22 protein-coding genes are annotated in these 19,713 nt (G+C 56.7%); 15 read left to right on the top strand and 7 right to left on the bottom strand.

Features of this window, described 5'->3' with window-relative positions:
- Positions 1 to 130 precede the first annotated feature (130 nt).
- The 3 genes from B5F19_RS00510 to B5F19_RS00520 are packed head-to-tail and all read left to right on the top strand — an operon-like array spanning position 131 to position 2,950.
- Complete coding sequence (locus B5F19_RS00510; protein ID WP_242972647.1) at positions 131 to 1,252, top strand: helix-turn-helix transcriptional regulator; 1,122 nt, start codon at positions 131 to 133, stop codon at positions 1,250 to 1,252.
- Between the two features lies 1 nt (position 1,253).
- On the top strand, positions 1,254 to 2,168 hold the full coding sequence (locus B5F19_RS00515) for an ABC transporter ATP-binding protein (RefSeq protein ID WP_087286448.1): 915 nt from the start codon (positions 1,254 to 1,256) through the stop codon (positions 2,166 to 2,168).
- Complete coding sequence (locus tag B5F19_RS00520) at positions 2,165 to 2,950, top strand: ABC transporter permease (protein ID WP_204248279.1); 786 nt, start codon at positions 2,165 to 2,167, stop codon at positions 2,948 to 2,950. The genes B5F19_RS00515 and B5F19_RS00520 overlap by 4 nt, the downstream gene beginning before the upstream one ends.
- Positions 2,951 to 3,059: 109 nt before the next feature.
- Here B5F19_RS00520 and B5F19_RS00525 read toward each other — a convergent pair whose 3' ends face one another.
- Complete coding sequence (locus B5F19_RS00525) at positions 3,060 to 3,302, bottom strand: hypothetical protein (RefSeq protein WP_087286451.1); 243 nt, start codon at positions 3,300 to 3,302, stop codon at positions 3,060 to 3,062.
- A 331-nt stretch (positions 3,303 to 3,633) separates the two neighbouring features.
- Here B5F19_RS00525 and B5F19_RS00530 point away from each other — a divergent pair, with 331 nt between their 5' ends.
- From B5F19_RS00530 to B5F19_RS00545, 4 genes are read left to right on the top strand one after another with little or no spacing between them, the layout of a single operon-like run.
- Positions 3,634 to 4,494, top strand: coding sequence for an ATP-binding cassette domain-containing protein (locus B5F19_RS00530; protein ID WP_087286454.1), 861 nt, complete (start codon positions 3,634 to 3,636; stop codon positions 4,492 to 4,494).
- Entirely contained in the window at positions 4,491 to 6,674 is a 2,184-nt protein-coding gene (locus tag B5F19_RS00535) for a hypothetical protein (RefSeq protein ID WP_087286457.1), read from the top strand. The genes B5F19_RS00530 and B5F19_RS00535 overlap by 4 nt, the downstream gene beginning before the upstream one ends.
- Positions 6,667 to 7,383 (top strand): hypothetical protein, encoded by a 717-nt coding sequence (locus tag B5F19_RS00540; protein WP_087286460.1) that lies wholly within the window; start codon positions 6,667 to 6,669, stop codon positions 7,381 to 7,383. Before B5F19_RS00535 ends, B5F19_RS00540 begins: the two co-directional genes overlap by 8 nt.
- Before the next feature lie 21 nt (positions 7,384 to 7,404).
- Positions 7,405 to 7,836 (top strand): response regulator transcription factor, encoded by a 432-nt coding sequence (locus B5F19_RS00545; RefSeq protein ID WP_227604584.1) that lies wholly within the window; start codon positions 7,405 to 7,407, stop codon positions 7,834 to 7,836.
- Between the two features lie 48 nt (positions 7,837 to 7,884).
- Here B5F19_RS00545 and B5F19_RS00550 read toward each other — a convergent pair whose 3' ends face one another.
- Together B5F19_RS00550 and dinB are read right to left on the bottom strand one after the other, a co-directional pair.
- Positions 7,885 to 8,127 carry a hypothetical protein gene (locus B5F19_RS00550; RefSeq protein ID WP_087286462.1) on the bottom strand — a complete coding sequence of 81 codons (243 nt, stop codon included), beginning with the start codon at positions 8,125 to 8,127 and terminating at the stop codon, positions 7,885 to 7,887.
- A gap of 5 nt (positions 8,128 to 8,132) precedes the next feature.
- On the bottom strand, positions 8,133 to 9,383 hold the full coding sequence (gene dinB, locus B5F19_RS00555) for a DNA polymerase IV (RefSeq protein WP_087286465.1): 1,251 nt from the start codon (positions 9,381 to 9,383) through the stop codon (positions 8,133 to 8,135).
- Between the two features lie 160 nt (positions 9,384 to 9,543).
- Between dinB and B5F19_RS00560 the strand changes: the two genes are divergently transcribed.
- Positions 9,544 to 10,125 (top strand): SOS response-associated peptidase, encoded by a 582-nt coding sequence (locus B5F19_RS00560; protein WP_087236211.1) that lies wholly within the window; start codon positions 9,544 to 9,546, stop codon positions 10,123 to 10,125.
- A gap of 112 nt (positions 10,126 to 10,237) precedes the next feature.
- Here B5F19_RS00560 and B5F19_RS00565 read toward each other — a convergent pair whose 3' ends face one another.
- The 3 genes from B5F19_RS00565 to B5F19_RS00580 form a co-directional block, all read right to left on the bottom strand.
- Positions 10,238 to 10,738: a hypothetical protein gene (locus B5F19_RS00565; RefSeq protein WP_087286468.1), complete on the bottom strand. Its 501-nt coding sequence runs from the start codon at positions 10,736 to 10,738 to the stop codon at positions 10,238 to 10,240.
- A gap of 41 nt (positions 10,739 to 10,779) precedes the next feature.
- Positions 10,780 to 11,292, bottom strand: a complete 513-nt coding sequence (locus B5F19_RS00570) for a hypothetical protein (protein ID WP_087286471.1) — start codon at positions 11,290 to 11,292, stop codon at positions 10,780 to 10,782.
- A 991-nt stretch (positions 11,293 to 12,283) separates the two neighbouring features.
- Entirely contained in the window at positions 12,284 to 12,643 is a 360-nt protein-coding gene (locus tag B5F19_RS00580; protein ID WP_242972650.1) for a helix-turn-helix transcriptional regulator, read from the bottom strand.
- Between the two features lie 378 nt (positions 12,644 to 13,021).
- On the opposite strand from B5F19_RS00580, the gene B5F19_RS00585 reads away from it, so the two are divergent.
- The 6 genes from B5F19_RS00585 (at position 13,022) to B5F19_RS00610 (ending at position 17,058) form a co-directional block, all read left to right on the top strand.
- Positions 13,022 to 13,438, top strand: a complete 417-nt coding sequence (locus B5F19_RS00585) for a sigma-70 family RNA polymerase sigma factor (protein ID WP_006573132.1) — start codon at positions 13,022 to 13,024, stop codon at positions 13,436 to 13,438.
- A 1-nt stretch (position 13,439) separates the two neighbouring features.
- Positions 13,440 to 13,688: a helix-turn-helix domain-containing protein gene (locus B5F19_RS00590; RefSeq protein WP_006573133.1), complete on the top strand. Its 249-nt coding sequence runs from the start codon at positions 13,440 to 13,442 to the stop codon at positions 13,686 to 13,688.
- Between the two features lie 196 nt (positions 13,689 to 13,884).
- The gene (locus B5F19_RS00595) at positions 13,885 to 14,721 is read left to right on the top strand and encodes a tyrosine-type recombinase/integrase (RefSeq protein ID WP_242972648.1); all 837 of its coding nucleotides are present in this window, start codon (positions 13,885 to 13,887) and stop codon (positions 14,719 to 14,721) included.
- An 84-nt stretch (positions 14,722 to 14,805) separates the two neighbouring features.
- Positions 14,806 to 15,198: a DUF6075 family protein gene (locus B5F19_RS00600; RefSeq protein ID WP_087286482.1), complete on the top strand. Its 393-nt coding sequence runs from the start codon at positions 14,806 to 14,808 to the stop codon at positions 15,196 to 15,198.
- Positions 15,199 to 15,392: 194 nt separating this feature from the next.
- Positions 15,393 to 16,709 (top strand): ATP-binding protein, encoded by a 1,317-nt coding sequence (locus B5F19_RS00605; protein ID WP_087286485.1) that lies wholly within the window; start codon positions 15,393 to 15,395, stop codon positions 16,707 to 16,709.
- A gap of 64 nt (positions 16,710 to 16,773) precedes the next feature.
- The gene (locus B5F19_RS00610; RefSeq protein WP_087286488.1) at positions 16,774 to 17,058 is read left to right on the top strand and encodes an IreB family regulatory phosphoprotein; all 285 of its coding nucleotides are present in this window, start codon (positions 16,774 to 16,776) and stop codon (positions 17,056 to 17,058) included.
- A 162-nt stretch (positions 17,059 to 17,220) separates the two neighbouring features.
- Here B5F19_RS00610 and B5F19_RS18225 read toward each other — a convergent pair whose 3' ends face one another.
- The gene (locus tag B5F19_RS18225) at positions 17,221 to 18,219 is read right to left on the bottom strand and encodes an SEC-C metal-binding domain-containing protein (protein ID WP_275532762.1); all 999 of its coding nucleotides are present in this window, start codon (positions 18,217 to 18,219) and stop codon (positions 17,221 to 17,223) included.
- Positions 18,220 to 18,485: 266 nt separating this feature from the next.
- On the opposite strand from B5F19_RS18225, the gene B5F19_RS00620 reads away from it, so the two are divergent.
- Positions 18,486 to 19,685, top strand: coding sequence for an ATP-binding protein (locus B5F19_RS00620; protein ID WP_087286491.1), 1,200 nt, complete (start codon positions 18,486 to 18,488; stop codon positions 19,683 to 19,685).
- Positions 19,686 to 19,713 lie beyond the last annotated feature (28 nt).

Here is a 19,713-nt window from a genome sequence, read left to right on the forward strand (position 1 = left end):
AGCATGATATGCTGGCACCCCTCTTTGACTCAATATAAGTTTCCTGCTGGTTGATTTAATCAATCAAAATCAAATAGAACTCCATTGTTTTTCGGGTCTTTGTTCCTTATACCATAGTCAGGTGGTGAGCATGATGAAAGAAATCAATCTTGGTCGAGTCCTGATTGAGAACCGCCGCAAGCGAGGAATTACGCAAGAGGAACTGGCGGAATATATCGGAGTTTCAAAGGCCGCCGTTTCAAAGTGGGAAATTGGTATGACTTACCCTGACATTAGTCTGCTGCCACGGCTGGCTTCCTATTTCAATATCAGCATAGATGAATTGATGGGCTATAAGCCCCAGATGGATACGGCGGACATCCGAAAATGGTACAGCCGGCTCGCCAGGGAGTTCGCCGAGGGGGCTTTTGAAGAGACGTTGGAACAAAGCCGCAAACTGGCCAAGCAATACTGTGCCTGCTATCCGCTCCTATTCCACATTGGCTCTCTGCTGGTAAATCACGCAATGCTTGCCGGTACACAGGAGAGAACCTATCAAGTCATAGAAGAGGCAAAGGCCATCTTCTCCCGCGTGAGGACAGACAGCACTGACCCAAAGCTGGGGAAAGAGGCGCTACAGATGGAGGCTTACTGTCTGCTGGCGCTGCAACAGCCAGCGGAAGCGTTGGACCTCCTGGAAGAAGACTCGCCGGAGATCGGCCCCGCCGAACCGCTTCTGGCCAGTGCATATCAAATGACTGGAAACACGCTGGACGCCAAAAGGGTGCTGCAAGCTGGGATCTATAAACAGGTTGTGGCTTTTTGCAATCTTCTGCCGTCCTATATGAACCTTTCCATGGACGATCCGGAGAGGTTTGAAAAACTCTGCACGAGATTTCAAGCGGTTGCTGATGCGTTCCAACTGCAGCACCTGCATCCTGGCCTGCTGCTGTCATGCTATTTCATCATGGCCCGTGGCTGGGCTGTCCTGGGGGAGTCCGGAAAGGCACTTGATATGTTGGGGAAGTACACGGATCTGGCAACCAGCAGCATCTATCCGCTCCATCTTCACGGCGACTCTTTTTTTGACCTGCTGGACGAGTGGTTCCATGATGTGCTCATTTTGGGAACAACTCTGCCCAGAGACGATACGGTCATCCGCCGCAGTATGACCCAGGCGCTCAAGGAGGACTCAGCTTTCGAGCCGCTGAAAGAAGAACCGCGCTTTCAGAACATGGTATCCAGGTTGGAACGAAACGAGGGGGAAACATAGAATGGAAACCGTTGTATTGCAGTCTCTTTCCAAGACTTATTCCGGCGGGAAACTGGCAGTCCGACAGGTCTCACTGTCCCTGAATCAAGGGGAGGTGTTTGGATTCCTCGGCCCTAACGGAGCCGGCAAGACCACAACTGTGAAATTGCTGAATGGGATGCTCTCTCCCACAGAAGGTAGTTGCCAGGTGCTGGGCATCAATCCCGCCAAGGAACCGGAAAAGGTTCACAGGGTATCCGGTGTCCTCACAGAGCATGCGCAGATGTACGATAACATGACGGGGACACAAAATCTGATTTTCTACGCATCCTTGTTTGATATACCGTCCCGTGAGGCAAGGTCACGCACTGAGTCCCTGCTCAAGCGACTGGGACTGGAGAATGCTGGAGCAAAGAAGCTGTCTGCCTATTCCACCGGAATGCGGCAAAGGCTTTCCTTAGCAAGAGCCCTGATTCATCAGCCCAGAGTATTATTTCTGGATGAACCTACATCCGGCCTTGACCCGGAAAGCGCGCAGAATGTCAATCAACTCATTCGAGATTTGGCATATCGGGAAGGTATCACCGTGTTCCTCTGCACCCACCAGTTGCGCTATGCGCAAGAAATCTGCACCCGGTACGGCCTAATTGAAGATGGGACAATGCTGGCCGAGGGGACGCTGGAGGAATTGCGACATGATGTACTCTCCGATACTGTTCTCAAGATCCGCGCCGAAATAATGCCGGCGATCCTCCCGTTTCGTAAGAGTGGAGAAAATCAATATGAATTGGACATCCACTCGGATTCAGAGATTCCGCACTTGGTTCGCCAAATCGTTGAAGGCGGCGGAGATGTTTATGACGTTACGGCGCAAAAACCCTCTTTGGAGGACATCTACTTCGCGTTGACCGCGAAAGGGAAGGGGGAGGCAATGTGAAAACAGCAATGGCTGCAATTATCAAAAAGGATTTTCGGGGTGTGACTGATAACAAACATCTCTTTGCCAGCCTTCTGATTGTTCCCCTCGTACTCACCATCGTTCTGCCCTCTACTTTCCTTGTGATGATTCATTTCGCACCAGATGATCCGGACATTCAGAGATTGCTCGATCTGTTGCCTCAATCTATGCAAACCAAAGGGCTGGAGCAGGGACTTGCCGAATTGGTGCTCAACTTTATGCTCCCGGTGTTTTTCCTAATTATCCCTATTATGTCGGCGTCAATTATGGCAGCCAGTTCCTTTGTGGGGGAAAAGGAAAAGCGCACGCTGGAGACGCTCCTATATTGCCCGCTTTCTGTCCGGCAGATCTTCCGCGCAAAAGTTCTGGCCTCTTTTTTGCTGAGCATGATGGTGTCTTTCATATCTTTCTGCACTATGATGGTGGTGCTGGAGTTGGAAGCGGGGATCCTTATGGGGATGGTGTTGATACCCAGCATCAGTTGGCTGGTTATCCTGCTGCTCCTCGCTCCATCCATTTCTCTGATAGCGGTGACCCTTATCGTCCGCAGATCGGCGAAAGCGCAGAGTGTGGAGGAGTCCCAGCAGAGCGCGGTATTCCTGGTTATCCCGGTGATCCTGCTGGTTGTCGGGCAGTCCACCGGTTTGCTGCTGGTGAGCGCCTGGATCCTGTTGGCGTTTGGCCTGGTCTGTACGTTGCTCGCGTGGGTGCTCCTCAAAACTTGTATGGGAAAGTTTACCTATGAGACGTTGCTGCAATGAACCGAAAGGTATCTCGCTCATTGCAGAAACCCTACTGATATGGCTACCATACCAGGTGATTAAGAAAAGGTAGGGCGACCCGTACAGTGTAGTGCGGGCCGCCCTTTTATCACGCTTCTTGTTTTCTGTTTTCAAGAGCCTTTTCGATAATAATATCCATATTCCTTTCCAGAAGTTCCATCATGTCGTCTTTTCGCATTTCCAAAATCTTCTCTAGTTCCCTGCGTACTGAGGCTTCGTTTACCTGCCGACAGTCACAGTGGACAGCCATGATTAACTGATCAAAAGTAATAGGATCCAGCAAATTATCTGAAGTGTAAAGGTCGTCATCAAGCCTCCACGCTCTTTCCATGCGCACTTCCTCCCCGCCGCAAACATTCTGGGCTAAGTTTATCGTAACGTGATGTGTTTGTCAATACTGGTCGTGGACGATAAAACCGGGCACTTTACAGAGTTTTTGATAAACCACACTCATGCGCTTGGATCAAAAAGAATAATGCTCTGTCGCACAATGGCAAAAGAAATAAGCCTTCGCTCAGCAGAAATTATCAAGTGTTTCGAGATTATAGGACCATGGACTGATTCATGTAATAATCTCCACACAAATCACATATTCGCTCCACACTCCCTCCATATTGCCTTGTTATCCTTTCCACATCCCAAGCAGAAAGGAACCAGACACTATGGAACTCAAAATTCAAAACGTCAGCATGACCTACCCCAGCGGGAAACAAGCCCTGAAAGGGCTGAACCTGGACCTCAAATCCCCCAGCCTCATCGGCCTGCTGGGCCCCAACGGGGCGGGTAAATCCACCCTGATGAAGCTGCTGGTGGCGGCCCTGATGCCCACCGGGGGGAACATCCTGGTGGACGGGACGCCGCTGAACAAGTCCGAGAGCCAGTTGAAGGCCAGCCTGGGCTATCTCCCCCAGGACTTCGGCCTGTTTGACGAGCTGACGGTCACCCAGTTTTTAGACTACATGGCCGCCCTCAAGGGGCTGAAAAACCCCAAAGCGGCCATCCGGGAGGTGGTGGCGGCGGTGAATCTGGAGGAGAAGGCCAGAGCCAAGATCCGCACCCTCTCCGGCGGCCAGCGCCAGCGGGTGGGCATCGCCCAGGCGCTGCTGGGGGATCCCCCCTTCCTGATCTTTGACGAGCCCACCGTGGGACTGGACCCGGAGGAGCGCATCCACTTCCGCAACCTGTTCTCCCGCACTGCCCAGGAGCGGTTAGTCCTGCTCTCCACCCACATCATTGAGGATGTGCAGTCGGTGTGCGACCAGATCGTGGTCATCCACCACGGGACCATCCTGTTCACCGGCACGCCGGAGCAGCTGATCGCCTCCGCCGCCGGCCATGTGGGGGTGTTCTACGAGCGGGAGGCCGGACAGGAGGCGGGCCTCCACATCACCGCCCGGGTGAACACCAGCCAGGGTATCCGATGCCGGGCCGTGGCGGACAAACTGCCCCCCTATGCCCAGGCGGAGGAGCCCTCTTTAGAGGACGCTTACCTCTATCTAATCTCCAGGGAGGCGGACCAATGAAGACAATGCGGCTTTTCCCTTTGGAACTGCGGCGGCTGCTTCAAAGCCGCCTGACCTGGCTGATGATGGCTTTGACGGTCCTCTCCCCGGTGTTGGGGCTGGTGCTCTACAAGCCCGCCACCTCCACCACCATGCTCTCCATGTATCTGGCAAACCCCGCGATTGCCGGCGGCACAGCCGGCGCCATCCTCTTTGGTCTGTTGACCATCTTTGAACTGGACCGGGCCTGCCGCAGCCGGGTGGACATTCTCACCGACGCGGTGGTGTCCCCCCTGACCACGGCACTGACCCGCCTGCTGGCCCTGCTGGCGGCCACAGTGCTGACGGTGGGCCTCACAATGTTGGTCTGGCTGCCCATCAGCGCGGGACTGATCGGCGCCGTGTTCACCGGCGCAAACTATGTGCTGGCCTATCTGCTCTTCCTGGGGCTGGCGCTGCCCCTGGGCGTCCTGGCAGCGGCCGCAGCCTACCAGTTCACCCGCCGGGCGGATCTGTCCATCGTCCTGTTTATCGCCTTCTGCGCCCTGAGCCTGACGGTGTGGGCGGCAGACTGGCAGTTATGCTGGCTCAATCCCTGCGTGTGGGCCCTGTCCGATGATTTCTCCAACCTTCGTGTGTTTCGGTCGGTGGCCTGGATGCGTTTCACCTGGCTCCTTGCACTGGCCGGGGTCTGGACAATCTCCTATCTCTGCATCCGGCAGTATGGGAAGGGCGTGTTCGGCTCCCTGGCCCGGAGCGTCCGGCGGCTCTACCGCCCGGTGATCGCCCTGGCGCTGCTGGCCTGTTCCGGCACCGCCTATGCCGCCCAGCCCTTTCTCGACCACAGCAATCCGGATTTAACGGTGATGTCCTTCTATGAGATCCCTTATGCCGAGGGCGTCACTTTTGTCCACCGCACCGCCCAGGTGTTTCCGGACACCGATGCCGGCACCGTGACGGGCCGGGCCTCCTACCAGTTCCGGAACACCTCCGGCCAGGAGCAGAGCATCTCCTTCGGCATCAACCCTGGCTACGCCATCTCCAACGTGAAAGCCAACGGCGCGGACATACCCTTTACGGTGAGCGATTACCAGGAGTACAACGAGGCCCTGCTGGAAGTCACCATTCCCGCAGAGGAAGAAGTGGAGCTGACCATGGAGTACAGCGGCTTTCCCCAGGAGAGTATGCCCACCATGCAGGGCGGCAAGGAGCTGAGCGACGAATACCTCTGCCTGGAAAACTCGGCTCTCTCGCCCCGTGTGATGAATGTCATGCCCGGAGAGGCCGGCTATCCCGCTGAAATTGAGATCACCCTGCCGGAAAATATGCTGGCGATCCCCTTCGGCTCCAGCGAGGCGGAGGTCGTCGCGGAGCACGAGGACGGCACCAGAACATGGCGGTATGAACACAACGGAGCCGGCGGCATTCTCTACGCCGGGGACTATATCCGGGAGGACATCGAGGCCGGCGGCATGACCATTGAGTTCTACTACGGCCGCAAACATCAGGCCGTCATGGAGGCTGCCCAAGCCGTGGACGCGGTAAAGGAAGTGGTGGACTACTGTACCGAGCATTATGGCTCCCTCTCCTTCGGAACCGGGGAGACCCTGAAGCTCATCCAGAGCCGGGTGGCCGGCGGCGGCTACGCCACCACCGGGGCCAGCCTGCTGGATGAGGCGGACTTTACCGCCGCCAACCTGGGGAACACCGAAAAGGGCGGCGGCGCCGGTGAGGTCATGATCCACGAGCTGGTCCATCAGTGGTGGGGCCTGGGCAACATGTTTGATACCTCCGATCCCACCAGCCCCTGGTCTGCCGAGGGTCTGACTGTCTACACCACCTACCGTATTGTCAAGGAGCTGTACGGCGAGGACTATGCCCGGGAGCATTATGTGGATCAGTGGCAGAAAGCGGTAGATGACTACTACCTGAACTTCTATGTGCGCAATCCTGAATATCTGGAGATGCTGCCGGAGCAGGTGCAGCTTGCCATCTCCAATAGTCTGTCTCAGGTTCGGCAGTACAATGAGATGCCCCTGAAGATCTATAAGGCAGAGCAGCTGGTGGGCGGCGAGGAGGCCATGGACCAGATCCTCCACGGCCTATTCAACCGGGAGCTGAACCCCATGTACCCCTATCTGACCTACCAGGAATTTTTGAGCGCCTGCGCTCTGACGGAGGAGGATTTGAACCTTGGGTAAGATTTTTCGATATGAATGCCGCAGGCTGCTGTGGAACAAGTTTTTTATCGGGCTGGCGGTTGTGCTGCTTCTCTACGGGGCGCTGGTGCTCCACGCCGTGACCATCCTGGGGGTATCCCATACCGCCCCCTTCTCCCCCTGGAGCTTTGGGGATTATCTCTCCCGCATGCTGCCTCTGCTTTGGATCGGGATGCTGTTCTTCCTGACCTTTTATACCTCGCCCAAGGCCCGGCGGGCGGCGGTTCTCATGGACACTACGCCGATGCCGCCCAAGCAATATGCTTGGGTCCGGTGCGCCGCGGCCCTGACGGGGGGCGTGCTGCTGAGTCTGCTGTGCATGGGAGAGGCGGCGGTGTTCTACGGCCGTATGTTCCACTGGTACGGCTGGGGGAGCCTTCTGCTCCCGGCCCTGACGGTCCTTCTGCCCGCCCTGGTGTTCGCACTGGGGAGCGGATGGCTGCTGGGGCGGCTGCGGACCTGGCTGGTGTATGTATGGATGGCGGTACCCTTCCTGCTGGCGGCCCTGCCCCTGCCGGAAGTCCTCTCCCTCTGGAACGGCCGCTTCTTCACCGCCTATCCCCTGACTCTGGGGACGCTGGACCCGGCCTTTGCCCTGCCCGCCGGCGCGGCTGCGGCGCAAGTTGTCCTGCTGGCCGTTGGGGCGGCGCTGCTGGCAGCAGGCGGCAGCCGCCGCAAGGCAATGAGATAAAGGAACAGAGAGGGGAGGGAGGTGCAGCGGATCAAAGAAGTTATCATCATTCGGGCCGCGGATCCGGATGGCAGTATGTTCCGGGCCATCAAGGACGCGCTCCGGGGCAGGCGAGCGGAAGTTATTGAACTGGCCGCGCCTTCTCACGATATCCTCACCTTTGGGGATATAGAGATCCACCCGGACCGCCGGGTGGTGCTCAAAGCAGGGGAGGAGGTGAGCCTGAACCACGGAGAGTTCTCCATGCTCCTGCTCCTGGCCAGTGCTCCTGGGCAGGTGTTCAGCAAGGATCAGCTCTATGACGCCGCCTGGCATGAGGAGTACCGCTATGGGACCACCGCGGTAGAGAATATCATCTGGCGGCTGCGGCAGAAGTTAGAGGACGATCCCAGGCACCCGGTTTACATCAAGACGGTCATCCGAAGCGGATATAAAATAGAAAAGCCAAGATAAGGACAAAGGCGGCGCCAGCATCGGCGCCGCCTCATTTTCTCTCCCGGCTCATCGCTTGGCACAGACGAACCATCGCCCTTTCTCCATCCAGAGGTAGGTTTCCCTGCCCTGAATCATGCAGGTGTAGCGGTCCCCAACGCCGCCCACGCTCTGGCAGGCCGCCCGCCGGATATCCAGGATCTTGTCCACCGGGTACTTGTGGCTCTCGTCAAACTCGATCTCCAACGGCCGCAGTTTCCCATCCGCGTCAAACCGGACGATGACCGGCACATATCGCTTTTCACGCTCCATCGGTGTTATCCTCCAAAGTATCCGACTGGGTGGACGGTGTGATCGTCCCGCACATTGATATGGCCCAGGCGCGGGTCGGTATCCAGCAGGGCGCGGCGGACGCTCATGTATCCGTACCGCTGGCGCAGGTGATCCACCGCCCGGTCGATTCGCTCCCACTTGTCGCGCCTTTGATCCTCCGCGTAGAGGGACATCTGGACGGTGCCGACAGCCTCCACTAAGCCGGCGCCGCGCAGCCCGATACTCCGGATCGGGCGCTCCCAATGGTAATTCCGGCGGAACAATTCCAAACCCACCTCCGCCAGCTCCTGGCTGGAGCAGGAGGGGGCCGGCAGCTTCCGCTGCCGGAGCATGGAGCGCAGCCCCGTGTCCCGGACATAGATCTCCACCACCGTGCAGCGGGACGCCAGTTCCCGCATCCGGGAGCAGACGCTTTCGGCCAGCAGGAGCAGCATCAGCTGCACATCGCCTTCTGATACCAGGTCACGGGGCGTGGTGGCGCTGTTGCCGACGGATTTGACGTTTGGAATATGATCCGTCTTCTGCACAGGGGAGACATCCCGCCCCTTTGCGAACATACTGAGGATCAGTCCCATTTTCCCAAGGCGCCGCTGCAGCACATCCTCCGAGCACTCCGCCAGCCGGCCGATGGTGTCGATCCCAATGGCCCGCAGTTTTTTGGAGGTGGCAGGCCCCACATAGAGCAGGTCCTCCACCGGCAGGGGGTAGACGATCTCCTTGTAGTTATCCTGCTCGATCCGGGTGATGGCGTCCGGCTTTTTGTAGTCGCTCCCCAGTTTGGCGGTGATCTTGTTGTTGGCCACGCCGATGCTGGCCGTGATGCCCAGTTCAGACTTGATCCGGCTGCTGATCTCCCGGGCGATGGTCATGGGGGAGCCGTACAGCCCCACGCTGCCCGTCACATCCAACCAGTTCTCATCCAGGCCAAACGGCTCCACCTGGTCGGTGTAGTCCTCGTAGATCTCTCTGGCATAGCGGCTGATGCGAATATACTCGTCCATGTCGGGGGGCAGGGTAACAAGCTGGGGGCAACGCTGTTTTGCCTGCCAGATGGCCATGCCGGTTTTGACGCCGTAGGGCTTGGCGATATAATTCGCGGTGAGTACGATGCCGTGCCGCTCCTCCTGGCTCCCACACACCGCCAGCGGCGTGTCCCTCAGTTCCGGGTGGCGCTGCATCTCGACGCTGGCGTAGAAGCAGTTCATATCACAGTGTAAAATGTGGCGCGTGCCCATCGGCGTCACCCCCCTTTGCCTCCATAATAGAACATTTGTTTGATAAGCGCAAGAGCCGATTTCTGGAAAATGGCCGGAAGCTGTTTTCCCACATCCCTCTTTATGGTACACTATATTTTGTACCAGCGCGTACAACTTGTTGCATGGGAGGCCCAAAGTCATGTGTGGTCGGTATCAGTTCACGGCGGAACAATGCGAAGAAATTCGGCAGATTGCCGAAGCGATCCAGCGCAAGTATGGCGCCGGCGCGTGGACGCCGGGGGAGATCCGGCCGTCCAACCATGCCCCGGTCCTGCTGGACGGCGCCGGAGGGCCGGTCCCAAAGCTGATGAAGTGGGGATATCAGCTGCCCGGCACGCTGGTCATCAATGCCCGTGCTGAGACGGCGGCGGAGAAGCCCCTGTTTCGGGACAGCGTCCGCAGCCGGCGCTGTCTGATCCCGTCCACAGGATTTTATGAGTGGGACGGCCAGAAGCGGAAGTATCTGTTCACCCTGCCCCGGGAGGGCGCCCTCTATATGGCGGGGCTGTATGACCGGCGGGGGAGCGAGGAGTGCTACTGCATCCTGACCACGGCGCCCAACGCATCCATGCGGCCCATCCACGACCGGATGCCCCTGATCCTGACAGGGGAGCAGCGGCAAAGATGGCTGGCCGACGCCGATGCCGCGACTGAGATCCTTACCGTGGCGCCCCCGGAGCTGACCCGCGCGTCAGCGGAGGCTCAGATCAGCCTGTGGTAGAGAGGCAGGGCAGGGGAGGAGCCGCTTTCAGGCGAAAAATAAAGAGGCCGCCGATCTTGTGAGATCGACGGCCTCTTGCTGTGACAGGGTTGCAGGCGCCGAGATGGATGGCTCAGACCAGCTTCCCCATCTCCATCAGGACGGTGGCCAGCGACGCGGTCTGCTCGTTGAACTCCTGCAGAAGTTCCAACAGGCTTTCCTTGGTCAAAAGCCGCTCGCTATCCATTTTGAACAGCTCGTACTCCTGGCTGTCCACCGCGTCGTAGGGCAGGCAGAGGATGCCTTCCTGCACCAGGCAGAGGACGCACCCGCTGAAGTCCAGGCAGCCATAAGGGATGCGCCAGACCAGGTCACGGCGCAGCGCCTTTCCGTACGGCTCATAGAAGTCCTCCAGACTGACGAAGGTGGCGCCGGACTCCTCAAGGATGTGGCAGACCCACTCCTCCTTGGGGAGTTCGGACAGAGCCAGGGGCTTTTCCATAAATGGGATGGAGTGCGGCGTGTAGGACTGGCACCGCTTTTGATCCACCCGGATCTCGCCGTCCAGTTTACAGGTGCCGTCCGCCCCGCAGCTGACGCAGTCCGGGGTGTGGCAGATCAGCTTTGTCGGCATGAAAATCCCTCCTTATATTTTTCAGATGCGATGGGCGCCGGCTATTTCCCCGGCTCCGACTGCGCCTTCCCGGCGGCATCGTCCCAAACCTGCTGGGCCAGGGCCTTCTTTGCAAAGGATAGGATGCGGTCAAGGCATCCGTCCCGCACCAGGGAGGGGACGTGTTTCGAGCAGAATTTGTCGATCTGCTCCGTCTGCCAGATGCTTTGGAACAGCAGCTCGGCGCCCAGCGCCTGGGCCATCTCGCCCAGCTGGCTGTCGGGGCTGATTTCCGTGCCCTCGAAGATGCAGTACGGCAGACCGAGTTTGCTGAGCACGGATTCCACCCGCTCCCGAAACTGGATCTCCGTGAGCAGATCGGAGGTCAATGCCACCTGCCAGTCGGGCGATGCGGCGCCGGCGTATCCGATGGTCACGGTGCCGAAAAGAAATTTCCCATCCTGGCACAGCGTCACTTTCCCGGGTAGAGGCGCCTCAAACAAAATTTTGGCGCACTCGCGGGTCGCGGCCAAGTCGTTTCCGCACACGATGAAGCGAAGTTCAAATTGTTCCATGGTGATGTTCCTCCTCAAGACTGGAATGATTGTGATGTATATATAAAAAGCGCACGGAAAAGAGAGATCCTTTCCATGCGCTTGTGGCCGGTCGGCCGGGGTTGGGTTGACACGGCCCGGTTTCCGGGGCCGGCGGTGAAATAAAAAAAGTACCCAAGCAGCCATTGCGGCTCTCGGGTACTTTGGAACACGGCGACTATGACTGCTCAGGCGCAGACATCAGAAACTGTTGTAATCATTATAGTCTGCCCAGCCAGAAATAGCAAGAGGGGAATGAAACTAAGGGTTCTGTTTTAAGTGGATACAAAGCAGCGCCGACCCGGTAGAATCGGGCGGCGTTGTTTTGAAATTCAATCAAATGTGTTTCATCAGGCGCGTTTGGGATAATATCCCTTTTCGGCCATTCGGATTACAAAATCACGCTCATCCGAATCAGCGTCCGCAAATACAATGTTGTACCGTTTGCAGACCTGCCGGAAGTAAGCCAAGTACCCCAACTCCTCCTCCGTTGAAGGAGCAACATAGCTGGTGGGTGCAGCTAATTCATCCAAACGGGAAAACTTGTCTTGAGCCGTGCTTATTCCTCCTTCAAATAACGTGAGAATATTGAGGCGTCAAACAGTTCCCTCCTACCTTTTTTGTATAGGATAACACAAAGGACTCAAAAAATCAAAAGAACTTGCTGAAGTACACAGCGCATTTTTCTATGTAATTCTGCATGGAGCTTCTGAGAATTGAGTAATCCTCGCTCAAAGCGCATCCAATCGCCCTGCAGCTGAAAATATGAAACAGATATGAAGTGAATGAGAAACGGATATGAAACCGAGGGTATAAAATAACAAAAAGGTTTCCCCTCACTGAACAGTAAACACTGCGTGAAATACTGCTGAGGAGCCTGCATAGGGTGAACACGGGCCGCTCCCGTGAAAAAAGGGCATTGCTCCTCAAGATGGAGCAATGCCCTTCATGCTTTTTCAAGGCGAAAACATGGTTACGCCTTCTCATCCGGCGTGTCCTCCTGCCGATGCTGGTCGAGGATCGTATCAATTATGGCCGCAATGAGCTTGCGCTCTCTCGGGGTACACTGCAGGAACAGGCGGGCCAGCCGCTCGCACTCGTCATCCGCCTGCTGCTGTGAAGCGTAGATCACAGAGTTGGCAGACGCGCCCATACCCCGGATGAGCTTCACCAGTACATCGGCCTTTGGAATTTTTTCGCCCAATTCGATGGCTGCCAGATACCGTGAAGTGATGTCGGCCCGTTCAGCGGCTTGATCTCTCGTATAGCCGAGCCGCTCCCGCTCCGCACGCAGCTGCATGCCGCAGCCCTTGAATTCATCATTTGTTACCACCAATGGTTCACCTCCGACTCACATTCTATGTTGTGCAGAAATCAGGTGAAATGCTCCACTGGTGGCGTAATTTCAGTTCTAATGGTTCATCACAGGAGAAAGGTGGGAAGAGAATGAGACTGAATACGCTGATAGAGTAGCAGTACGTCCCGATGCAGCAGATCGGCCGGAGCATCTGAAAAAAGCCGGCTTGACCGGCGGCCACTCTGTCTGTGTCAACAATGAACCAATAGTTCTGAATAATCGACACCAAACCGTCAAGCAAGGAATTTGCTTGGCGGTTTTTATCATGTGTGGCAAAATCGCCGCCCACTTTCGGGGAAAGGAGCGAAAGGGGACGAAGAAACCGCCTCCGCGGGTAGGGGAGGAGGTGATTTGATGGAGTCCACACAGACCACCCAGAGAAGAGTCCGTTACCAATTTGAGATCTTCTGCATGAAGGTCATCGACGGGGAGCGGTGTGATTACCTCCGAAAACTGATGAAGAAGATGGAATGGGAGTCCTCCTTTTCCGATCTGCCGGAAACCGTGCTGACGAGCCTCTGCACTTTTGACAGCGATCCGGCGGAGCAGTATATCTTCCACGTCTACGGTCATCAGATCCCGATCCGCAATGACCGCCTGGCGGAGATCCTCCTCGCGCTCGGCGACGAGGGGTACAGCATCCTGCTGCTGTACTACTCCCTCCAGCTCAAGGATCGGGAGATCGCCTCGCTCCTGGGCCTGTCCCGGTCCAAGATCCAGAAGGACCGGAAGCTCCTGTTCAACGAGTTGAAGAAGCGGATGGTGGAGTAAGATGAAAAGAAAGAGCAATATCCCGGAAGAGAAGCTGCTGCCCTATGACGCCATCTGCGCCGCGACCCGTGGCGACCCGGATGCGATGGCCGAGGTGCTCCGGCACTTCGACGGCTACATATCGCTGCGGGCCACACGGATCTTCTACGACGAGTATGGCCAGTCCTACCGCGGCGTGGATGCGGAACTGAAGCAGCGCATCCAGGACAAGCTGACCGCCCGCATCATGGAGCGGTTCCGACCTGATTGAAAATCCCCGACATCCCGGGGCGGGTATACGGCGTCCCCTCCGTCTGCCCGCCCCGGGCATATCACGCACCATAAGGTAAATTATGTTGTAAAACCGGCCCGTCATCCGTGTAATAGAGCAGGTGGATGCAACATAATTGATGCGTCCGGCCGAGAACCTCAATGCAACATAATTTATGACCGGGGAGGGCCGAAGGATGCTGGAAGGATTTTGCGAGTACCTGCGCCGGCAGGGGAAGTCGGAGAACACGGTGAAGGCGTACTGCCAGGGCATGAAGGAATATATGCGCTGGCACGAGGAGACCTTTGGGAAGCGGATGAAGATGTTCCTGCGGGCCAATGTGCTGGACTACATCTCCTACCTGCGCACGGTGAAGGGGCTGAGCAACCGCTCGGTCAACGCCAAGCTGGCCAGCCTGCACAGTTTCAACCTCTACCTGATCGCCGCCGGCTATACAAAGGAGGTGGTCCTGGACAAGCAAGACTATTTGAAGGTGCAGCTGGCCTACGCCAGCCCCAGCACGGTGAGCCGGGAGGAGGTGGAGCGGTTCCGGCAGGAGATCCTGGAGCGCAGCGGCGTCCGGGACTATGCAATCGTCACCATCCTGGCCTACGCCGGATTGCGGATCAGCGAGTGCCTGGCGCTCAGGGTGGAGGACATATCCCTGCCGGCCCGGGAGATCAAGGTTCGGCATGGCAAGGGGGACAAGATGCGGGTGGTGTACTTCGGGGATAAGGTGGTCAACGCGGTGCGGGAGTACCTCAGGAACCGGCCGAAGACGGGAAATCCCTATCTGTTCCCCGGGCGGGGCGACAGCCACCTGACCCGGAGCCAGGTCAACCGGATCTTCAACGAGTATTCAGAGTCCATCACCCCGCACACCCTCCGCCACTTCTTCTGCTCCAATGCCCTGGAGAATGGATACACCATTGCCGATCTGGCAAACCAGGCGGGCCACTCCAATGTCCACACCACGCTGCTCTATACCAACCCCACCCGGGAGAAGATGAAGGAGAAGGCGAACCGCCTCTGAGCGATTTAAGCGTCCTATATATAATAAGGTAGGGAACAAGCAGAGAACCCAGCGCGAGGCGTGAGGAAAGGATGTGTAGAATAGATGGGAGAACTTTTTTACAGCGAGCAGCACCGGAACTTCTACCGCCTCCATGTGGACGGCGGCGCAGACCCCTATTATCGCGCGCTCGTCTATCTGCTCGGTGTGACGGAGGAGACACGCGCCAACTTCTCCCGGTGCTTTGACGGGGAGGCGAGGATGATCCGGCCGGCCGCCCTGGGGGAGGGCTGGCAGACGGGCGGTACTGCGAGGATCGTGCGCATGGCCTTCAATCTCTGGAACGGGTGGTGCTACGAGTCGGAGGAGGACGCGCAGGAGGGCCGGATGTCAGAGGCTTTCACGCCGGACAATCTGTTCTGCTGTGAATTTGCCCCCTACTTCTATGAGGCAGTCAAGCTGCGGTATCCAGAATATACGGACCGCCCCCGGAAGTGAGTTGTCCAAGCCGGCAGGGCCCTACGGCAAATGGGAGGCCCGACGGAACACGGCGTGCTCCGGAGGCAAACGCCGCTTCAGGTTGAATGACATAAATAATGCGGACTTTATGACATTAAACACACTTTTTCGGTTGACTATTTGATAGAAAGCGATATACTGATAGTATCAAATGGTCGAGGGGGAGTGTGGCGATGAAGCGATATGCAATCAACCGTCTGCAGGAGTGGAAGGAGGATCCGTACCGCCTGCCTATGATCATCCGCGGTGCGCGGCAGGTGGGGAAGACCTGGCTGATGCAGGAGTTTGGCCGGACTGCGTTTGAGCAGTGCGCCTATATCAATTTTGACCGCAATGAGCGGATGCAGAACCTGTTCTCCGGCGATTTTGATGTGGATCGGATCCTGCGTGGCCTTGCCATCGAGAGCGGGGTGGAGATCGACCCGGAGAATACTTTGATTATTCTGGACGAGATCCAAGAGGTGCCGGCCGCGCTGCAGAGCCTGAAATATTTCTGTGAGGATAGCCGGCACAGATACTATATCCTGGCTGCCGGGTCACTGCTGGGGATCGCCATGCACGAGGGCACGTCCTTCCCTGTGGGAAAGGTGGACAGCATGGAACTCTATCCGCTTTCCTTCACCGAGTTTCTGTCCGCCACAGGCAATGAACAACTGCTCGATCTTCTGGAGCAGCGGGACTTTGAAATGGTCACCGCCTTCCGGGACAAGTACATCGACTTGCTCAGAACGTATTACTTTGTGGGCGGGATGCCGGCGGCGGTGAACGCCTACCTGCCCAAGCAGAGCCTGACTGCTGTGCGCCGGGTGCAGAAGCGCCTGATCTCAGACTATGAGCAGGACTTTTCCAAGCATGCTCCGACGGCCGTCATTCCCCGCATCCGTATGGTGTGGGACGGCATCCCCTCTCAGCTCGCCAAGGAGAATAAGAAATTCATTTACAGCGTCCTGCGGGAGGGGGCGCGGGCCAAGGACTTTGAGCTGGCCATCCAATGGCTGATCGACTGCGGATTGTGCTGCAAGGTCGGCAGGGTGACCAAGGGCGCCGTTCCCTTGAAGGCATATCAGGACATTCCGGCCTTCAAACTGTATCTGGTGGATGTGGGCCTGCTGGCTGCAATGACGGATCTGGACGCCAAGACGCTGCTCAAGGGCAACGCCATCTTCACCGAGTTTAAGGGAGCGCTCACAGAGCAGTATGTCTGCCAGCAGCTCGTTTCCGATCTGGGCGCCACGCCCTACTACTGGTCGGCGGAGAATTCCTCCGGAGAGGTGGACTTCGTCCTCCAGCACAGCGGGAATGTGATCCCGCTGGAGGTTAAGGCGGAGGAGAACCTGCAGGCCAAGAGCCTGAAGCACTTTGTTGCCGGCAATGAGCTGCCTTTCGGCGTCCGCACCTCCATGTCCGACTACCGCAGGCAGGAGAAGCTCATCAATCTGCCCCTCTATGCGCTCTCCCAGCTCTGGGAGGTCTGTGACGCATTTAACTGAAACGGGGGCGGGATCCGCGCCCGCCTGATCTGAATTTGCCTCAGCCGGGAATGCCTGAGAGGTGATGCGCACGATGGAAAATGAAAACCGGGAATATATCCTGCGCGTCTATGGGGCGCTCCAGGAAAAGGGGTATAACGCAGTCGGCCAGATCGTCGGTTATCTGTTGACAGAGGACCCCACCTACATCACCAATCACCTCGACGCCCGCAGGCTCATTCGGAAGATTGACCGGTATGGCCTGCTGGCGGATATTGTGGCCAACTACTTTGACGATACCGAGGAGCATGTCGGCGGGGGAGCGCCCGCGGGGCAACATCAGTTTGAGCGGAGCGATGCAAGCCTCTGACCTGTTTAAGGAACAGAAAATGAGGATACCGGGATCCTCCCTGATTGGGAAGACCCCGGTATCCTGATATGGCAAAAGCCCAGCACCTCCAAGGTACTGGGCTTTTCTCATATATATCAGATCCAATGTAAAACCACTCCGGCCTTGGCAAAAACCTATTCGCTACCTGCCGCAGCACTTCTTATATTTTTTGCCGCTCCCGCAAGGGCACGGATCATTCCTGCCGATTTTCGGTTTCTTCTCTCCCACCGGCTTTGCAGGGGCTGCCTCGGCCAGTTCCTTCAGGAGGCTCAGCCGCAGCTGTTCGCTGGGTAGGTCAGCCTCCATGATCCCTCGCCGCAGCTCCTCTGCATTCATATTTCCTTCCGCAAGCGCCTTCCTGATATTCGGGCCGAACGACAGCGTCTGGGGCATCTGTTCTTCACGAGGCAAGAGGTCAAAAAGCTCATTGGGGGTATAGCCACGGTTGCTCTGCATCCTGGTGGTATTGTGGAAAGCCTGATATCGTTCGATGAAGGTTTGGAAGTCCTTCCGACGAGGAAAGTGGACACCCATCGCCGTGAGCCGTTCCTGGACCTGCGGGAAATCGGCATCAGCGCAGCGGATACCGAAGACGAGCTCATCAAAGACATCAGCCTTTTTCCACTCTGGCAGCTGCAGCCGAGTCTCTATGAACTCCCGCATCTGATTTGTTTCCTCTGTCGGCTCACAGTAGAAGGCATCATCGTAGGCCAGCAGCTCTGCCTTCGATGGAACATAGTAGGGCTTTCCCCGCTGACTTCTCAGGAGCGCATGGTATCGGTCCAACCCATCTCCAATGAGCGAGACATCTATGATCTCTCGGTCCAGGACATCTTTGAGTTTCCCATCCACATAGAGTTCATCAAGGCCCAGGATATAGTAGTCCTCACACTCATGCCGGGCAATTTCAGCAAAGGCAAGGAACTCGTCCCGCGTCACCAGCTTCGGGCTTTGAGAGGAGATGATCTCGTATGCCTTCCGAAGGGGAATGATCCCATAGAGGTTAGCCATCGCATTGAAGTACTTCCTCAGCTGTCGTGAAGTCGTATCCTTCAGTGGGATCTCCCGGTACTTGGCATTCAATTCCCGCCGTTTATAAGGCTCCGGGAAGTCGATATAGAATTGTCCGTCTTTTATCATTGCCTTGCCTCCATAGAACAGGGGACATTGGAGCGGATTTTTGCGCAATTCTCCCACCTTGAATTATAGCGGCGATACAAACATATGGCAAGACTACTCCTACCAGAAGTCAGTGCTAAAATGGAGGGTCGCGGTACGCCTCCTGCACATAGGGATTAGTCTGCCGAGAAAAATCTCAGTGATGTAGAAACTTTTTCGTGTTACACACGAAAAAGTGTTGTTATTCGAGGCCCAGTTTGGTATACTATAGCAAAGGGGGTGGCGTAATGATTTTAAGACCTTCCTATATTGAGGCGATTGCCCCGTTCATCGACCAGCCGCTGGTGAAGATCCTGGCTGGGGTGCGACGCTGCGGGAAGTCCACCATCTTTGAGATGCTGGCTGACGAACTGCGGCGTCGTGGGGTGCCGGAGGACCGAATCATCAAGAAGCGCTATACAGAAATGGATATTCCGGCGGATATTTCCGCCAAGGACATGTACGATGATCTGAAACTGCAGATACAGGGGAAGGGCCGCTGCTATCTGCTGTTAGATGAGATCCAGGAGGTCAAGGGCTGGGAGAAGACGGTCAACAGTCTGCTGGAGGGGGCTGACGTGGATATCTACGTCACCGGCTCCAACTCCAAACTGATGTCCAGTGAGATCTCCACCTACCTCACTGGACGCTATGTTTCCATTCCGGTCTACCCGTTGTCCTTCCGGGAGTTCCTGGACTTTAAGGCAGGCGATCCCCGGCCGCCGAAAGAACTGCTGGAGGATTTTATCCGCTTCGGTGGGTTTCCCATCATCGCTCTTGGTAGATATGATACCCAGAGCGCCTACCAGATCGTCAACGGCATCTATCACACAGTTGTCTCCCGGGATATTGTCAAACGGCACCGGATCAACAAGCAGGATCTGTTCGACCGGGTAGTGAAGTATTTGATGGAAAACATGGGCAAAACCTTCTCGGCCAGCTCCATCACCAAGTTCCTGCGCAATGAGCACCGCACGGTCTCTGTGGAGTCCATCTACAACTACCTGCGCTGGTTGGAGCAGGCGTTTATCATCTACCCCTGCCACCGCTATGACATCCAGGGGAAGGCTGTCCTGGCCACCCAGGAGAAGTATTATCTGGCCGACGTCACACTGAAATACTGTCTCCTGGGCTACGACCGGAAGATGCTGGACGGGGCCTTGGAGAACATCGTGTTCCTGGAGCTGAAGCGCCGGGGCTACGAGGTCTATATTGGGAAGAACGCCGCCAAAGAAATCGACTTCATCGGTATCCGGCGGGATGAGAAGATCTACGTCCAGGTCTGCGTCCAGCTTCCGGAGAACTCTGACCGAGAGATTGGCAATCTCATGGAGATCCAGGATCACTACCCCAAATACGTGGTCACCACAAACAGCTTGGATGTAGGCAACGAGAATGGCATTCGAATCGTCCATCTGGCAGACTTCCTGCTTGATGAGCAGTGGTGATTTCCCCGGTTCAATAAGTTGTCCCTGC

Source organism: Pseudoflavonifractor sp. An184 (assembly GCF_002160305.1).
Lineage (GTDB): Bacteria > Bacillota > Clostridia > Oscillospirales > Oscillospiraceae > Lawsonibacter > Lawsonibacter pullicola.

Excerpts from the sequence above, each read along its gene's own strand:
- B5F19_RS00570 (WP_087286471.1), bottom strand. The coding sequence starts at position 11,292 with ATGGAACAATTTGAACTTCGCTTCATCGTGTGCGGAAACGACTTGGCC.
- dinB (WP_087286465.1), bottom strand. The coding sequence starts at position 9,383 with ATGGGCACGCGCCACATTTTACACTGTGATATGAACTGCTTCTACGCC.
- B5F19_RS00550 (WP_087286462.1), bottom strand. The coding sequence starts at position 8,127 with ATGGAGCGTGAAAAGCGATATGTGCCGGTCATCGTCCGGTTTGACGCG.
- B5F19_RS00600 (WP_087286482.1), top strand. The coding sequence starts at position 14,806 with ATGGGAGAACTTTTTTACAGCGAGCAGCACCGGAACTTCTACCGCCTC.
- B5F19_RS00585 (WP_006573132.1), top strand. The coding sequence starts at position 13,022 with ATGGAGTCCACACAGACCACCCAGAGAAGAGTCCGTTACCAATTTGAG.
- B5F19_RS00525 (WP_087286451.1), bottom strand. The coding sequence starts at position 3,302 with ATGGAAAGAGCGTGGAGGCTTGATGACGACCTTTACACTTCAGATAAT.
- B5F19_RS00595 (WP_242972648.1), top strand. The coding sequence starts at position 13,885 with ATGCTGGAAGGATTTTGCGAGTACCTGCGCCGGCAGGGGAAGTCGGAG.
- B5F19_RS00605 (WP_087286485.1), top strand. The coding sequence starts at position 15,393 with ATGAAGCGATATGCAATCAACCGTCTGCAGGAGTGGAAGGAGGATCCG.
- B5F19_RS00530 (WP_087286454.1), top strand. The coding sequence starts at position 3,634 with ATGGAACTCAAAATTCAAAACGTCAGCATGACCTACCCCAGCGGGAAA.
- B5F19_RS00535 (WP_087286457.1), top strand. The coding sequence starts at position 4,491 with ATGAAGACAATGCGGCTTTTCCCTTTGGAACTGCGGCGGCTGCTTCAA.
- B5F19_RS00590 (WP_006573133.1), top strand. The coding sequence starts at position 13,440 with ATGAAAAGAAAGAGCAATATCCCGGAAGAGAAGCTGCTGCCCTATGAC.
- B5F19_RS00560 (WP_087236211.1), top strand. The coding sequence starts at position 9,544 with ATGTGTGGTCGGTATCAGTTCACGGCGGAACAATGCGAAGAAATTCGG.
- B5F19_RS00620 (WP_087286491.1), top strand. The coding sequence starts at position 18,486 with ATGATTTTAAGACCTTCCTATATTGAGGCGATTGCCCCGTTCATCGAC.
- B5F19_RS18225 (WP_275532762.1), bottom strand. The coding sequence starts at position 18,219 with ATGATAAAAGACGGACAATTCTATATCGACTTCCCGGAGCCTTATAAA.
- B5F19_RS00515 (WP_087286448.1), top strand. The coding sequence starts at position 1,254 with ATGGAAACCGTTGTATTGCAGTCTCTTTCCAAGACTTATTCCGGCGGG.
- B5F19_RS00610 (WP_087286488.1), top strand. The coding sequence starts at position 16,774 with ATGCGCACGATGGAAAATGAAAACCGGGAATATATCCTGCGCGTCTAT.
- B5F19_RS00510 (WP_242972647.1), top strand. The coding sequence starts at position 131 with ATGATGAAAGAAATCAATCTTGGTCGAGTCCTGATTGAGAACCGCCGC.
- B5F19_RS00565 (WP_087286468.1), bottom strand. The coding sequence starts at position 10,738 with ATGCCGACAAAGCTGATCTGCCACACCCCGGACTGCGTCAGCTGCGGG.